Below are 14,717 nucleotides of genomic sequence, written 5' to 3' on the forward strand. Positions count from 1 at the left end.
GATAGAGCATCTTGCGCCGGGTATGCGTGGGTTACAGGTCGTCTTTAGTGATGCCTTTGGCAGTTGGTGTGGCGGCCGGGCCGGTCATCAGGCGGTTGTCCGCGTTGTAGACCAGATAGATACTTTTTTGGTTATCGATACTGTTGTCAAACACCATGGTGATGGTGTCTTTATCGAATTTTGCGATGACGCGGCTATTGGGTTTATTCATGAACGTGTCAATATCGCTGGCGGATAAGGCGGCGGTCATGCCGTATTTATTTTTCAGCCCTTCCACCACCGCCGGAACATCCGGCATGGTCAGCGAGATGGCCAGCCGGGTGAACTTGTCATTGTTAAAACTGAAAATAGCCTGCGTTTTTTTATCGGCAAAGCGGAAATCCGGGCAGATGTAGACCGTTTGACCCAGAATCACCTCCGGGCCTCGCAGGGCACAGTCCGCCTGCTGGCGAATGGTGGCTGCGGGTGCACCAAACTTCAGGTTCTTGTAGCCGTCGGCGGCAGAGGCCGTGAGCGATAATAGCGCCAGACCAAACGCTATGCAGGGAGTCTGTCGTCTGTTCATTAAAGACCTCATAAAGAGTGTTATTGTGGTTATCCGTCTGTCGTCCGGGCGGCTTGCCGATTCGCTGCCTGGGTCTGATGCTTACCATATTACGTCGGGTGCGGCATACGCAGAACGATTTATTGGTGATGACTCACCACCGGCGTGGCGCGTTAGCCATGATCCCACGGAACCAGCAACAGGATCAGTTCAATGACCACCACCACGACCAGCAATCCTATCAATTTTTTCCGCCACAGCCAGTCATCAAAGCGCATAGTCAGTTCTCGTTGAGCCAAAATGGTGTGGAGGAGCAGTGTAGCTTTTTTTTCACTATCTTTATGCAATTTACGTACTTTGGTCGGCTTGCTTCCCGGTGCAATATTCGGACTTTTATCTTTCCAGGGGAAGTGAATCGTCATGCATAAATCAGGCATGTCAGCATGGGTGGCAGCAATGATGCTGTCATGGAGTCTTGGCGTTCAGGCCGCGCCAGAGGCGACAGTAAAAGAGGGTGGCAACCTTATCATCGGCATCACCAGCGGCGACCCGCTGGTCGTCAATCCGCTGTATGCCAGCGACAGAACCACGTTAACGATTATGCAGGCACTGTATTCGCCGTTGTATAGCTATAACGAAGGCAAGCTGGAGTGGGGGCTGGCACAGAGCCTGACCCCCTCGGCTGATAACCTGACATATACCCTGGTGCTCAAACCCGGCCTGAAATGGCAGGATGGGCAACCTATCACCGCGGATGATGTGGTGTTCACCTTCAACACACTGCTGGATGAAAAACAGCACAGTTTTTTTCGCAGCCTGTTTGTCTATAACAACCGGCCGGTCGTGGTCAGTAAGGTGGATGACCTGACGGTCACCTTCACGCTGCCGCAAGTCAGCGCCGCTTTTGTGGGCTCGCTGGTGCAGATTTACCCGATCCCCCGGCATGTGTTTGCCAGTGAAACGGATTTATCAAAAAGCGCCAAAAACGATGCGCCAGTCGGCTCCGGGCCGTTTAAATTCAGTGAATACCGCTCCGGGCAATACTATGCCCTGAATCGCTTTGATGATTACTGGAACGGCAAGCCCAGGCTGGATGCGGTGACGTATCGTTTCGCCCGCGATGCCAATGCCGCGCGGCTGGCGATGCAAAATGGCGAAATTAACCTCAAACTGATTGACCCACAGGATGTAAAGCCGCTCAACAGCACCGGACGGTTCAACTTTATTATTTATCCTGAAGGCCGTCTGGCTTACATGGTGTTCAACCAGAATGTCGATAGCATGAAAAATAAGGCGCTGCGTCAGGCTATCGCCTATGCCATCAATAAGGATGAACTGGTAAAGACGGCGTTTACCTCGGAAGATTACGCCAAACCCGCTCCGTCGATTCTGACCCCCGATACCCTTTATCAAACTGCGGATGTTGCCACCTACGCCTATCATCTTGATAACGCGAAAGCCCTGTTTAAGGCGTCCGGTCAGCCGCAAGGGCTGAAACTGCGTCTGGCCTATATTAATACCAACAAGACTCAGGAAAGTATGGGGCTGTATATCCAGCAAAAACTCAAAGATATCGGCATTAATGTGGAGTTGCTGCCATTGGATGCCAACGCGATGTCGCAAAAAGGGCGCGACAAGAACAATACCGCGTATGAGTTGAGTCTCGGTGGCTACATCATGGGGGCTGAGCCGGACGGTTACAAATCGCTCTTCATGAGTGGTGAGGATTATAACTACGCACATTACAAGAACCCGGCGTTTGATGCGCTGTGGGACAGTGGCGCAATCGAGACGGATACCGCCCGGCGCGCCGCCATTTATAAGGCTATCCAGCAGACGGTCGCCAGTGACATGGTGTGGTATCCGATTGCTTATACCAATGCGGTGGTGGCAGTAGACAAACGTTTTGGTGGTACGCAGGAAGCAGAGCCAAAACCGGTCTATCTGTTTCAGGACTTATCAAAAATCTATCAGCAATAACCCGCGAGGGCTGCCCGGCGACGGGTGGCCCTGAATCGCTGAATCTGTGCGAAAAATGCATTGATAAGCTGCAAAGTTCATGGATAACGAAGGTGTATGAATAACCTTGTCGTGCGTCGGCTCGGGCAACTGGTGCCGATGCTCTTCTTTATTTCACTGGTGTCGTTTTTGCTGGTCAAGCTGGCTCCGGGTGATCCGGTGCTGGCGTATATTACGCCGCGGATGAGCCAGGAAGACATTGAGCGGGTGCGCCATAGCCTCGGGCTGGATAAACCCCTTGCGGTTCAATACCTGTTGTGGCTGAAAAATGTGGTGCAGGGCGACCTGGGGTATTCGCTGATTTCTCACCGCCCGGTGCTGACCCTGATTGCCGAGCGGTTGCCTGCAACGCTTGGGCTGATGGGGGCGTCGTTGGTGCTGGCGGTGTCGATAGCGATCCCGTTGGGGTTACTGGCCGGGGTGTTTCGTCACCGCTGGCTGGATCATCTGATTAATATCGTGGCATACCTCGGTATTTCCGTGCCCATTTTCTGGTTTGGCATCTTGCTGATCATCGTGTTTTCGCTCTGGCTCAACTGGCTGCCGGGAATGGGAATGCGTAGCGTCGGGGTGGCGGACTCCTGGCTTGATGTGGTGCGACATGGTGTGTTGCCGTGCATCGCGCTGACTTTTTATAACCTGTCGCACTACATGCGGTATGTTCGTTCTCACACCCTCACTCAACTCAGCGCTGACTACGTACAAACGCAACTGGCATATGGCGCAACGTATACGCACATCCTGTTCCGGCATGTGCTGAAGAACGTGATGTTACCGGTGATAACGCTGTGTGGGCTGTCGTTTTCCGAGCTGGTTGTCGGGGCGTATGTCACCGAAAGCGTGTTCTCCTGGCCGGGCATGGGACTGCTGGGTATTCAGGCCATCACGTCGCTGGATTACCCGCTTATCATGGCGATGGTGATGCTGTCGGCATTGATGCTGATGATAGGCAATTTGCTGGCGGATGTGCTGTATCGCGTAGCGGATCCCCGTATTAAGGTGATGAGGTAACGGTGATGGGAAGACGCTGGCAACAGGTGCGGCAACAGTTACGCCGCAATCGGCCTGCACAACTGGCGCTGGGGGTACTGGTCATCTTTGGTCTCGCCTCAGTGCTGGCGTGGGCCAGCCCGTGGGACCCCAATGCCATGGCGATAGAATCGAGGATGCTACCGCCAGATAGCCAGCATTGGTTTGGCACGGATGAGTATGGCCGGGATTATTTTACCCGCGCGCTTTACGGCGGGCAGATTTCGCTGATGGTCGGGGGGCTGGCGATGCTGTTTTCAACCCTGCTGGGAACGCTGGTTGGCACTATCAGTGGTTATCTCGGCGGCTGGCTGGATACGCTACTGATGCGGGCGGTAGATATGCTGATGTCTATCCCGGCGTTCTTTTTACTGCTGGTACTCAATGCCTATCTTAAACCGGGCATTGCCAGCATCATTCTTATCATCAGTGCGTTGAACTGGATGAGCCTGTCGCGGCTGGTGCGGGCGGAAACGCTGTCGCTAAAAGAGCGGGAGTATGTGCTGTATGCGCGCGCCAGCGCCGCATCGTCATGGCGCATTATCCTGCGTCACATCATTCCGGGGGTCTTGCCCACGGTGATGGTGGCCGCGACGCTGAATATCGCCTCAGCCATTCTGATGGAGTCAACGCTCAGTTTCCTTGGGCTTGGGGTACAACAGCCGAATGCATCCTGGGGAAGTATGCTCAACAATGCCCAGGCTTATATTGGTGATGCCACCTGGCTTGCGCTGTTTCCCGGTATGCTCATCTTGCTGACGGTACTCGGTTTTAACGTGTTGGGTGATGTTTTTCGTCGTGCATTTGAACCTGGTGGACAGCGTGATGAGTGAAACACCCGAGCACAACCCGTTGCTGGTTATCGACAACCTCTACACGTCTTTTTTCACCCCGCAGGGCGAGGTGAAGGCGGTACGCGGCGTCAGCTTCAGCGTTGATGCGGGAGAGATTGTCGGTATTGTTGGTGAATCCGGCTGCGGGAAAAGTGTGACCTGCAAATCGGTAATGCAACTGTTGGGAAACCATGGTCGCATCGTCGGGGGCAAATCCGTTTTCGCGGTGAGGATCTGGCGCATTATTCTGCCAAGGCGCTGCGCCAGCTACGTGGTAATGATATCGCCATGATTTTTCAGGATTCGATGACCGCGCTTAACCCGGTATTGACGGTAGGGCAGCAGATGCGTGACATCCTGAGGCGTCATCAGCAACTGGATAAAAAAACGGCCCGATCGCGCGCCATTGCCATGTTAGAGCGCGTGGGCATTGTCAATGCAGCGCAGCGTTACAATCAGTACCCGCATGAATTTAGCGGCGGTATGCGCCAGCGGGTCATGATAGCGATTGCGCTGTGCTGCCATCCGGCGCTGTTGATTGCCGATGAACCGACCACGGCATTAGATGTCACGATCCAGGCACAAATTCTGCGACTGCTTAAACAACTGCAACAACAAACCGGTAGCGCCATCATGTTGATCACGCACGATCTTGGGGTGGTCGCGCAGCTTTGTTCGCGCGTCGTGGTGATGTATGGCGGTCTGGTCATGGAAGAAGGGTGTGTGGAAGACATTTTCTCTCGACCCGCACACCCCTACACTCAAGGGCTTCTGGCGTCGTTACCGCGTCATGATGTCGTGCGCCAGCGCTTGTCGCCAATAGAAGGTGCTCCGCCGGGATTGTTGCAACCGCCCGCCGGTTGCCCGTTTGCGGCACGCTGTTCGCAGCGCATCGCTATTTGTGAACAGCAGCCCCCCCCCGTCAGCGGTGTGGCAATCAGCACTGGGTACAATGCTGGCGGGTGGACGCCGGGGAAACAGATTATGCAGACTGACTCATCGCCGTTAGTGCGTATTCGCGCACTGAAAAAATATTATGCATTGCGCCGGGGAGGGCAACAACCGCTGGTGCGGGCGCTTGATGGCATCAGCATGGACATCTGGCCGGGGGAAACTTATGGACTGGTAGGCGAATCAGGGTGTGGTAAATCAACCCTTGGGCACAGCCTGCTGCGGCTGTTTGATCTCACCGGGGGGACATTTATTTTGAGGGTGAGCGTATCAGTGCACTGCCGGAAAAAGCGCTCAAGCCGTTTCGAAAGCGTATGCAGGCCATTTTTCAAGATCCCTACGCTTCGCTCAATCCCGGAATGACGGTCGCACAGTTGATTGCCGAACCTATGCAGATCCACGGTTATACGCGTGAGGAGCAGCGGACGCGCACCCTGGCATGGTTGCATCGCGTGGGTCTGGGGAGTGAGCATTTGCATCGCTTCCCGCATGAATTCAGCGGAGGGCAACGTCAACGCATCAGTATTGCCCGTGCCCTCTCGGTAGAGCCGAAATTTGTGGTGTGTGATGAGCCGCTCTCGGCCCTTGATGTGTCAGTGCAGGCACAAGTGGTCAATTTGTTGCAGGATCTGCAACAAGAACTGGGATTAACCTATCTGTTTATTGCGCACGACCTCTCAATGGTGCGCCATATCTCGAATCGAATCGGCGTGATGTATTGCGGGAAACTGGTTGAAGAAGCGCCCGCAGAGCAACTCTACCGGCATCCGGCTCACCCCTATACCCGTATGTTGCTGGCGTCAATTCCGATACCTGAACCCGGCGGCGGGATCTCCGCACCGCTACCCGTGGCAGATGCAGAGGCGCTGACCATAACCGGAACCGGCTGCCCGTTCTATGCCCGTTGCAGCCAGGCGAGCGAGGTATGCCGTACCGATGCGCCGCCATTACAGGAAATAACCGCCCGACACCGGGTGGCATGCTGGCATACGTCAGCCGAATCGCCAGCCGGGTAACCGCGCTCATGAATGCACAAGCCGTCGGCCCGTCCTGCCCTGCGCGGGTTAACCAGAAACCGGGGTGTCAAGCGCTGGCTTATGCCAAAACCTTCTTTAATGCCTGCCAGAGGATCTTTGCCTGTATCGGGAGCGGGAGGTAGAGTAAATGACGCTTTCGTGGCGGTGATGCAGGGATATGTGGAATATCGGCCATCGTCGCCGCGTTGTAAACCGATGGGAGAAGACCGATGGAGATTACCCCAGCGCTGCTTGCGCAGGCTGTGACGTGGCGGCGTCAATTACACGCTAACCCGGAGCTGGGTTATCACGAGCATCAAACGGCCGGGAAGGTGGCCTCCTTATTGCGTGATTTTGGCTTTCAGGTGCAGTGTGGTCTGGCTGAAACCGGTGTTGTTGGCACACTGGAAAATGGGCCGGGGCCGACTATCGGGTTACGGGCAGATATGGATGCGTTGCCGATTACGGAACTCAACGCACTGCCCCATCAGTCATGCCGTAGCGGGGTGATGCATGCCTGTGGTCATGATGGTCATACGGCCATGCTACTGGCGGCAGCCCGTTATTTGAGTGAAACCCGCCGTTTTCGCGGTACGCTGCGCGTTGTGTTTCAGCCCGCAGAGGAGAACCTTGGCGGGGCGCGCCGCATGGTGGAAGAGGGGCTGTTTAGCCGCTTTCCCATGGATGAAATCTACGCACTGCATAACTGGCCGGGGTTGCCGCTTGGTACGCTGGCCGTCAGTGACGGGGCGATGATGGCCTCGCTGGATGCCTTTGACATCACCCTGACGGGCAAAAGCTGCCATGCGGCGATGCCGGAAAATGGCGCTGACCCGATTGTGGCTGCCGCGCAACTGATTATGTCATTACAAACCATTCCTTCGCGGCGTTTGTCTGCCCAGTCATCGGCGGTTATCAGCATCACGCAGATAGCCGGAGGTGAGGCCATCAATGCTATCCCTGAAAAAGTGGTACTGCGCGGCACGTTACGTTGCCTGCAAGCAGATGTGCGTGAGCAGGTCAGGGCGTTGATAGCCCAGCAGGTTGAACGCATCCCTGAACTGTTAGGGGTGTCTGGCGTGATTGAATATCATCCGGGGTATCCGGTGACGCAAAATGATGCCCAGGCCGCGCAATGGGTACGGGATACGGCTGTCGCCACGTTAGGGCCTGATCAGGTGCGCTGGGGCGTGAACCCTTCGATGGCATCGGAAGATTTTGCCTGCCTGCTGGAACACTGCCGCGGGGCGTACTTCTGGCTGGGCGTTGACGGCGATGAACCGTCTCATCCGTTACATAATGCCCATTATGACTTCAATGATGCCGCGATAGCCTATGGCATCCGCTTTTGGGTGGCACTGGTTGAAAAACGCCTGAGCCCCCTGGCCTGACGGCGAACTGCCTGCTGGCCGGTGCCAGCCATCACGCCGGTGCACGCATCGGACAGCCGCCGTCTGAACAATGGTGGCTGACTGCGGTGCTAAGATACCGCGTGCTGCCGTCAGCGGGTACGACACGCCCGCGATCATTGCGATACCCGTTGTTCCCACCTGTTACGCCTTACGGCGTCAATCTTTCGTGTTTGCCGGTTTGCCTCTCCCTCGCCTGACGCTGGTTTGCGGCCGTGCACCAACAAGTGCCGTGCTCAGCGCAGCGGCGTGCGGATTATGTGTTAGCCATCAAGCAATATTGCGTCGTCACACATGACGACAGCCGCATGGCACAGTATCGTAGGGGCCTGATGTGTCAGGGCGGCGGGCATCAGAGAATCGCCCGCAGGCTGATAGTGTATCAAGGCTGATGGTGTACAAAAGCTGATGACCACCACGGCATAGCCGTGGCGAGATAAGGCCGTCCTGATCAGGGAGCCACCCTACCGCCTGATGAGAGGACAAATAGTCAACAACGGGCGATATCGTGGTGGCAGAAAGAGAGACAGAACCCCCGACAAGGGGCTGGAATAACGAGGACAAATAGGATGAAGTGGAACGGATATCTCGCGGTGGTGCTGGGTATGGCGGCATTATCTTCTCAGGCAGAGGTCAAACCGCCTTATCAGGTAGATCAAGGGCGCGTGGTGTTTCGCGCCTCGGTCAATGCCGACCCACAGGTGTTGGCAGGGGCTCGCGCAGATAATTTTAAGGTATTACAAAAAGGCGATGCGATGGCGCTGGCAGCTTCGGGGTCGCAGTATTACTGCAATCAGCAGCCGTTGCCCAAAGGCTTTAAGCCGGAAAGCGCCAAGCTGTACGGTGAGCACTTTTTACTCACTAACGTTGGTTCTTACGTTGACTGCGCGCCGATGAAACAGACGATAGACGCGGCGAGCTTTGAGGCGCTGACGTTTCCTTTCTTTCGCGATAAAAATCACATCTGGTTGCCTGATGGTGAAATACTCGATGGCGTCGATGTGGCCAGTTTCAAGGCTATTGCCAGCAATCAGGCCATCGATAAGAAAAATTATTACTTCGTGGCAAACGAAATCAGCATCGTGCCCTACCAGAAGAACGCCCCGGTGGCTGGCGAATGTTATGGCTGGGCAACGATTGATGGGGTGGTTCATTATCAGGGAGAAGCGCGCCCGGATGTCGATGCCGCCAGTTTTCACTGCCTGACATTCGATACTGCGCTGGATAACGTGCGCTTTTATAAGTTTGGCAGAATCGGTACTGCGCTACCGGATGGCGTCAAGGCGGCGGCGATTAAACCGGTGGCGGATAGTGAGAAGCTGGCAACGGATGGACAGCGCGTCTGGTTTTTGGGCGTGGACACCGTTCTGCTCGAGGGGCTTGGTGTGTCCAATCTGAGCAGTAAACTGGATAGCAATGATTACACCATTAGCGATGGCAAAACCCGCTGGCACTGTGATTCGGTCAAAGTCAGCGGCCAGCCGCAGTGCCATAAAGGCTGATACAACACGGCAACGACGTCCGGTATTCCAAGAGATACCGGACGTCGCGCCGGTCAGGCGGCGGTTTGCTGGCGGATCATGGCGAGATAAATCTCACGCAACTGGCGCGTTATCGGCCCTGGTTTACCGTCTCCGACCGGGGTGCCATCAATCTCGACCACCGGCCAGACAAAGGTGGTTGCCGAGCTGATAAATGCTTCTTTGGCGCAACGGGCTTCCTGTGGCGTGAAGGGGCGTTCTTCCACCGTCAGGTGATTATCTGCTGCCAGTTGCAGCAACGCCCGGCGGGTGATGCCGTGCAAAATGTCGTGACTCAGCGGGCGGGTAATTAAATGGCCATTGGTATCCACGATGTAGCAGTTACTGGAACTGCCTTCGGTGATCCGTCCGTTTTCCACCAGCCAGGCATCATCCGCCCCTTTTTCATGCGCCCACGCTTTGGCCATACAGGCCATCAGCAGGCTGACGGTTTTGATATCGCGTCGATGCCAGCGTAAATCCGGGCAGGTTATCACCCGAATGCCGGTTTCAGCATTCGGGTGGTGGATAATCGGGCGGGACTGGGTAAAAAGCGTGAGCGTCGGTGTGGCGTTGTGCGGGAAGGCAAAATCCCTGTCGCCGGTGCTGCCGCGGCTGAGCTGCAAATAAATGCCGCCTTCTTCAAGCCGGTTTTTTTCAATCAGCGCCAGATGAATGTCGCGTAATTCCGCTGTACTGACGGGCAGCGATAAATTCAGCTCGGCGCATGAGCGGGCCAGCCGCGCCATGTGACCATCAAATTCCGCCAGTCGGCCATTGACCACCGCCGTGACCTCATACACCGCGTCAGCAAACAAAAAACCGCGGTCGAACACCGAAACCGTGGCCTGCTCTTCAGGCAGGTAACAACCATTAACATAAACAATACGTGACATTACGCGACTCCGGTTAAGCAAGGGCGGGGCTGGCCCCATACACCCTCTTCAGGTAAATACAGTTGGCTGTCTCGCCAGACAAGGCCGCCGATACGGTCATCGGTGAGTAATAACGGGCCGTCAAGATCGACAATTTGGGCACCTTGTGCCACCAGCGTTGCCGGGGCCATCGACAGCGAGGTGCTGACCATGCAGCCCACCATGATGCCGAGTCCCTGCGCCCGTGCGGCCTGACGCAGCCGCAGTGCTTCGGTCAGGCCGCCGGTTTTATCCAGCTTGATGTTGACCCGCTCGTAGCGCTGCGAAAGACCGGGCAGCGACTGGCAATCGTGGCAGGACTCATCGGCGCACAGCGCAATCGGGTGCGGCAATTCGGCCAGTGCAGCATCGTCGCTGGCGGGCAGCGGCTGTTCAATCATGCTGACGCCAAGGCGCAACAGTTCCGGCACCAGTTTCAGGTATAAATCGGGCGTCCAGCCTTCGTTGGCATCGACAATCAGACCAGCATTAGGGGCACACTCGCGCACGGCCGCCACCCGCTCGATGTCATTGGCATCGGCCAGTTTCAGTTTCAGCAACGGACGATGGGCGTGGCGTTGTGCCGCCTGTGCCATCTTCTCCGGGGTATCCAGCGATAGGGTGAATGCGCTGACCAGCGGCGTCGGGCGAGGCAGGCCAGCCAGTTGCCACACCGGTTTTCCGCACTGCTGGCACGCCAAATCCCACAGGGCGCAGTCCAGCGCGTTACGTGCCGCACCGGCTGGCAGGCTATGTTGCAGCGCCTGCCGGTCAAGCCCTTCGCGTACTGCCGGCTGGAGCGCCAGTAGCTGCGCTTCAACGCCCTCAAGGCTTTCACCGTAGCGGGCGTAAGGCACGCATTCTCCGTGCCCTTCATAACGCCCGTCGCGCACCGTCACTTTGATGACATCGGCGTGGGTTTTGCTGCCGCGCGAAACGGTAAAGGTTTCTTTTAGCGCCCAGCGTTCATGGGTAACGAACAGTTCAGCCATGATGGTGCCCGTTACAGTTGATCGATAATGCGGCCGACACCCTGGCGGAACGGGTCTACAACCGGCAGCCCAAGCTGCTGTTCCAGTGCTGCCATATAGGCCAGCGCCTGTTCCTCTGGCATCTGTACGCTGTTAATCGAGACACCGACAAAGCGGGCGAGTGGATTGGTCAGGCGCGCCATCGCCAGATTCAGGTCAATACAGGCTTGCAACTCAGGTAACGGATAATCAACGCCACGCATATGGGTGCGCGTCGGTTCATGGCACAACACCAGTGCATCAGGCTGTGCGCCGTGGATAATACCGGTGGTGACACCCGCAAAAGAAGGGTGAAACAGCGATCCCTGACCTTCTATGACGTCCCAGTGCTGCGCGTCGTTATCCGGGGCGAGGGTTTCGACCGCCCCGGCGATAAAGTCAGACACCACCGCATCAATACTGACCCCCGCACCTGAGATTAAAATACCTGTTTGCCCGGTGGCGCGAAATGTTGCATCACCGCCACGCTCCAGCAGGGCTTTTTCAATCGCCAGCGCGGTATACATCTTGCCGCAGGAACAATCGGTGCCGACCGGCAGCAGGCGTTTCCCGCTGCGCTTGCGCCCGCTGGCAACCGGAAATGATTGGGTCGGGTGGCGCACATCAAACAGCGAGCGCTCCAGCCGTGCGGCCAGCTCACGGATTTCGGGCACATCGGCCAGCTTGTTATGCAGCCCGGCGGCCAAATCCATGCCGCACTCCAGCGCCTGGCGCAGCACGGCTATCCAGGCCTCAGAAAATAATCCCCCCCGGTTTGCCACTCCAATGACCAGCGTGCGGGCTCCGGCTGCCACGGCCGCCTGAATATCCATATCCGGCAGGCCACAATCAGCCTGGCATCCCGCCATTCGATATTGCCCGACACAATATTCCGGGTGCCATTGCTGAATACCGATTGCCACTTTAGCCGCTAATTGGTCATGTGCATCACCGAGAAAAAGTAAATAAGGTTTTTGAATATTCATGACGGCCTCCATTAATATTAATTTTGAATAAATAATGATGTGAGAAATTGAACTGCATCCCAGGTCTCTGGGTTTTATTTTTTTCTTTTTTATTTCTCATGCTAGATATTTGTGGTGCTGTTGTCTTGATATTATCAATCAGTGATATGTTGTCAATAGTGATGATAAATTAGATTATAATGCTGAATTTATTGCTGTTTATTCTTTTTTGTTGTTTATTTTTGCTTTTTAATTGGTATTAAATTTTGTTTTTTCTTTTAATGAGGTTATTGTGCGGGTTTTTATAAAAAACGTATTTTTTAAAAAATAATTAACTATTTTGGTGCGATGAATGCATTATTTTGGTGCTGAGAAAATGAAAAGAATCAGCCCGGTGTTATTATCGCAGGGTTTGTTAAGAAGATGCTGGGTAATATTTTCGACAGGGTTAATTTTTTCGCGGAAACGGGGGCGAAAAGCCAGATTTTCGGGTAGGGAGAGTGGCGCAGATGCCTCAAAATGGGGCGCGTCCTGTGCGTTTTTTTCGCCACGTTGTCGCCGTGCTGTAACGGAAAAAACAAGATTTGAGCAGTCCGTCACAGATTTGTCGGGCATATCTCCCCTACAGACGATGGCGTGCATGGTGGCGGTTTATAGTTAGGGCATCGTACCCGGCCACCGGTTAAAGGTGGGGCAGCGATGGGGTGTCAGTTATCTGCGGGACGCTTTTGCTTTTAAGTATGCAGACGGTTATCTCTCTGACAGGGTACTGACAGTCTGGTTGTGGTTTTATCATCAGTACGTTATTGCGAGCATGCATGCCAATTCATTATCGCGTTTTCACCCGTGTGTGTCGTTTTCTGCGCTTGTTGCCTCCGGCGTTCTCCCGTGCCTCTCCCGGCCTGACCATGATGGTGTTTTTGATAGTATGCAGCCTGATCTTTGTCGTCAGCAGCATCTGGACGTTTTGGGGCTCTTATCAGAGCGCAATGGATGGTGCGCAGAAAAATGCCATTAACCTGTCGGTAGCCATGTCACGTCAGGCACAGGATACCTTTGCGCCGATTGAAGTGGCGATTGATGACATGCTAACAGAGTTATCACAAACCGGTATGCTGGATTCTGCGCGGGTAAAAAATGTGCTGGATAGCCATCGCGCGGTGTTGCCGCAACTGGTCGGGTTATATTTATTTGATGATAAAGGAAACCTGATTGCCTCGACGTCCAATGGGCCGCTTTATATTTATAATGCCTCCCGGCGGGAGTATTTCTCTTTTTTAAAGCAGAATAATGTCTCTTCACTATATATTGCTAAAGTGACGGTCAGTAATATTACCCATAAGCGAGTGATTCCGGTCGCTAAACGGGTAAATGGCCCGAATGGTGAATTCAAAGGCGTTTTTCTTGCGTCTATCGATCATAACTATTTTGGCAATTTCTACAGCTATTTTAATCTGGACTATAACGGCGTGTTGTCATTAATGAACGCCAATGGTCACGCGATTTATCTCTACCCCCATTTAGAGCAGTATATTAATCATGATTTCTCAAGCGGTGGGCTGTTTGAACCGTCACGGCTGGAGCGGGGCAGCGGTAGCGGCATCTGGCGTACCACGCTGGATGGACGGGTGCGCATTCTCGCTTATGTTAAGTTGCAACGTTACCCGCTGGTGGTGGCGGCCAGTCTTGATAAAAGCGCAATACAACAGCGCTGGCTTACCAACAATATCCCTGCCATGTTGCTTAATGTGCTGGTGCTGTTTGCGATTGGTTTTCCCGGCAGTTTTGTGTTGCGGCAGGTTCGGCAAACGGTGAGAAGTAATGATGACATCAGCCGCCTGCATCAGGAAGTGACGGATAAAAACAAGGTGTTGCAAAAACTGGCATTGATTGACCCGCTGACCAGACTGGCAAACCGACGTCGTTTTGATCGCTATCTGGAACTGGCGCTGGATAAGGCCCGGCAAGCGGGCACACCGATGACGCTCATCATGCTGGATGTGGATTTTTTCAAACGCTACAACGACACCTATGGGCACGTACAAGGTGATGGCTGCCTGGTGCAAATCGGTATGGTACTGGCCGGTCTGCCGCTGCCCCCCGATGGCCTGGCCGCCCGCTATGGCGGGGAAGAGTTTGCGATTATTCTGCCGGGCCTGTCCGGTGAGCAGGGCGAGGCGCTGGGCATTCAGGCGGTCGAACGGGTGCGAGAGAGTGCGATTGCGCATCAGGCATCGTTGCTCGCCCATCAGGTCGTGACCATGAGTGCCGGTGTCTATACCTATTCCAGCGCCAACCCGTGTAGCCAGCAACGGCTGAAAGAAGGGGCCGATCAGGCACTCTATCTGGCGAAGAAAAAAGGGCGTGATAACTGTGTGCGCCTGTGACTCTTTCTCTTTACTCATCATCGTGTTGCCTTGCAGTCTGACCGGTTGCAGGGCTGCACGTCAGTGCGCTGGAAATATTTAATTAGAAAAAATCGCTTTACCAAACCTGACGTTTATCTA

At 54.8% G+C, this 14,717-nt stretch carries 13 protein-coding genes and 1 pseudogene; 8 read left to right on the top strand and 6 right to left on the bottom strand.

The window, feature by feature from the left end:
• Window positions 1-31 precede the first annotated feature (31 nt).
• Together DAQ1742_RS07855 and DAQ1742_RS07860 are read right to left on the bottom strand one after the other, a co-directional pair.
• The gene (locus DAQ1742_RS07855; RefSeq protein WP_035342642.1) at window positions 32-565 is read right to left on the bottom strand and encodes a hypothetical protein; all 534 of its coding nucleotides are present in this window, start codon (window positions 563-565) and stop codon (window positions 32-34) included.
• 152 nt (window positions 566-717) lie between these two features.
• The gene (locus DAQ1742_RS07860; protein WP_035342639.1) at window positions 718-966 is read right to left on the bottom strand and encodes a hypothetical protein; all 249 of its coding nucleotides are present in this window, start codon (window positions 964-966) and stop codon (window positions 718-720) included.
• Here DAQ1742_RS07860 and DAQ1742_RS07865 point away from each other — a divergent pair.
• The 7 genes and pseudogenes from DAQ1742_RS07865 (at window position 965) to DAQ1742_RS07895 (ending at window position 9,303) form a co-directional block, all read left to right on the top strand.
• Window positions 965-2,524, top strand: coding sequence for an ABC transporter substrate-binding protein (locus tag DAQ1742_RS07865; protein ID WP_035342636.1), 1,560 nt, complete (start codon window positions 965-967; stop codon window positions 2,522-2,524). The genes DAQ1742_RS07860 and DAQ1742_RS07865 overlap by 2 nt on opposite strands.
• A gap of 96 nt (window positions 2,525-2,620) precedes the next feature.
• Window positions 2,621-3,574: an ABC transporter permease gene (locus DAQ1742_RS07870; protein ID WP_035342634.1), complete on the top strand. Its 954-nt coding sequence runs from the start codon at window positions 2,621-2,623 to the stop codon at window positions 3,572-3,574.
• A 5-nt stretch (window positions 3,575-3,579) separates the two neighbouring features.
• Window positions 3,580-4,425 (top strand): ABC transporter permease, encoded by an 846-nt coding sequence (locus DAQ1742_RS07875; RefSeq protein ID WP_035342632.1) that lies wholly within the window; start codon window positions 3,580-3,582, stop codon window positions 4,423-4,425.
• On the top strand, window positions 4,418-4,717 hold the full coding sequence (locus DAQ1742_RS20695) for an ATP-binding cassette domain-containing protein (RefSeq protein WP_269472545.1): 300 nt from the start codon (window positions 4,418-4,420) through the stop codon (window positions 4,715-4,717). The genes DAQ1742_RS07875 and DAQ1742_RS20695 overlap by 8 nt, the downstream gene beginning before the upstream one ends.
• Window positions 4,684-6,392: pseudogene (locus DAQ1742_RS20940) on the top strand (dipeptide ABC transporter ATP-binding protein). Before DAQ1742_RS20695 ends, DAQ1742_RS20940 begins: the two are co-directional and overlap by 34 nt.
• Before the next feature lie 230 nt (window positions 6,393-6,622).
• Window positions 6,623-7,783, top strand: a complete 1,161-nt coding sequence (locus DAQ1742_RS07890) for a M20 aminoacylase family protein (RefSeq protein WP_035342626.1) — start codon at window positions 6,623-6,625, stop codon at window positions 7,781-7,783.
• Between the two features lie 587 nt (window positions 7,784-8,370).
• Complete coding sequence (locus tag DAQ1742_RS07895; protein WP_035342624.1) at window positions 8,371-9,303, top strand: DKNYY domain-containing protein; 933 nt, start codon at window positions 8,371-8,373, stop codon at window positions 9,301-9,303.
• A 53-nt stretch (window positions 9,304-9,356) separates the two neighbouring features.
• On the opposite strand, the gene DAQ1742_RS07900 is transcribed toward DAQ1742_RS07895, so the two are convergent.
• From DAQ1742_RS07900 to DAQ1742_RS07915, 4 genes are all read right to left on the bottom strand, one after another.
• Window positions 9,357-10,217, bottom strand: a complete 861-nt coding sequence (locus tag DAQ1742_RS07900; RefSeq protein ID WP_035342622.1) for a D-amino-acid transaminase — start codon at window positions 10,215-10,217, stop codon at window positions 9,357-9,359.
• Window positions 10,217-11,227, bottom strand: coding sequence for an N-acetyl-D-Glu racemase DgcA (gene dgcA / locus DAQ1742_RS07905; RefSeq protein WP_035342620.1), 1,011 nt, complete (start codon window positions 11,225-11,227; stop codon window positions 10,217-10,219). Before dgcA ends, DAQ1742_RS07900 begins: the two co-directional genes overlap by 1 nt.
• A gap of 11 nt (window positions 11,228-11,238) precedes the next feature.
• Complete coding sequence (dgcN, locus tag DAQ1742_RS07910) at window positions 11,239-12,231, bottom strand: N-acetyltransferase DgcN (RefSeq protein ID WP_180706279.1); 993 nt, start codon at window positions 12,229-12,231, stop codon at window positions 11,239-11,241.
• A gap of 336 nt (window positions 12,232-12,567) precedes the next feature.
• Entirely contained in the window at window positions 12,568-12,825 is a 258-nt protein-coding gene (locus DAQ1742_RS07915; protein WP_035342616.1) for a hypothetical protein, read from the bottom strand.
• A gap of 203 nt (window positions 12,826-13,028) precedes the next feature.
• On the opposite strand from DAQ1742_RS07915, the gene DAQ1742_RS07920 reads away from it, so the two are divergent.
• Window positions 13,029-14,597 (top strand): sensor domain-containing diguanylate cyclase, encoded by a 1,569-nt coding sequence (locus DAQ1742_RS07920; RefSeq protein ID WP_035342614.1) that lies wholly within the window; start codon window positions 13,029-13,031, stop codon window positions 14,595-14,597.
• Window positions 14,598-14,717 lie beyond the last annotated feature (120 nt).

Source organism: Dickeya aquatica, assembly GCF_900095885.1.
In the GTDB taxonomy this organism is placed as follows: domain Bacteria; phylum Pseudomonadota; class Gammaproteobacteria; order Enterobacterales; family Enterobacteriaceae; genus Dickeya; species Dickeya aquatica.

Coding starts and splice junctions, on each gene's coding strand:
- DAQ1742_RS07875 (WP_035342632.1), top strand. CDS start 3,580: ATGGGAAGACGCTGGCAACAGGTGCGGCAACAGTTACGCCGCAATCGG.
- DAQ1742_RS07860 (WP_035342639.1), bottom strand. CDS start 966: ATGACGATTCACTTCCCCTGGAAAGATAAAAGTCCGAATATTGCACCG.
- DAQ1742_RS07895 (WP_035342624.1), top strand. CDS start 8,371: ATGAAGTGGAACGGATATCTCGCGGTGGTGCTGGGTATGGCGGCATTA.
- DAQ1742_RS07920 (WP_035342614.1), top strand. CDS start 13,029: ATGCCAATTCATTATCGCGTTTTCACCCGTGTGTGTCGTTTTCTGCGC.
- DAQ1742_RS07900 (WP_035342622.1), bottom strand. CDS start 10,217: ATGTCACGTATTGTTTATGTTAATGGTTGTTACCTGCCTGAAGAGCAG.
- DAQ1742_RS20695 (WP_269472545.1), top strand. CDS start 4,418: ATGAGTGAAACACCCGAGCACAACCCGTTGCTGGTTATCGACAACCTC.
- DAQ1742_RS07865 (WP_035342636.1), top strand. CDS start 965: ATGCATAAATCAGGCATGTCAGCATGGGTGGCAGCAATGATGCTGTCA.
- DAQ1742_RS07890 (WP_035342626.1), top strand. CDS start 6,623: ATGGAGATTACCCCAGCGCTGCTTGCGCAGGCTGTGACGTGGCGGCGT.
- DAQ1742_RS07870 (WP_035342634.1), top strand. CDS start 2,621: ATGAATAACCTTGTCGTGCGTCGGCTCGGGCAACTGGTGCCGATGCTC.
- dgcA (WP_035342620.1), bottom strand. CDS start 11,227: ATGGCTGAACTGTTCGTTACCCATGAACGCTGGGCGCTAAAAGAAACC.
- DAQ1742_RS07915 (WP_035342616.1), bottom strand. CDS start 12,825: ATGCCCGACAAATCTGTGACGGACTGCTCAAATCTTGTTTTTTCCGTT.
- DAQ1742_RS07855 (WP_035342642.1), bottom strand. CDS start 565: ATGAACAGACGACAGACTCCCTGCATAGCGTTTGGTCTGGCGCTATTA.
- dgcN (WP_180706279.1), bottom strand. CDS start 12,231: ATGAATATTCAAAAACCTTATTTACTTTTTCTCGGTGATGCACATGAC.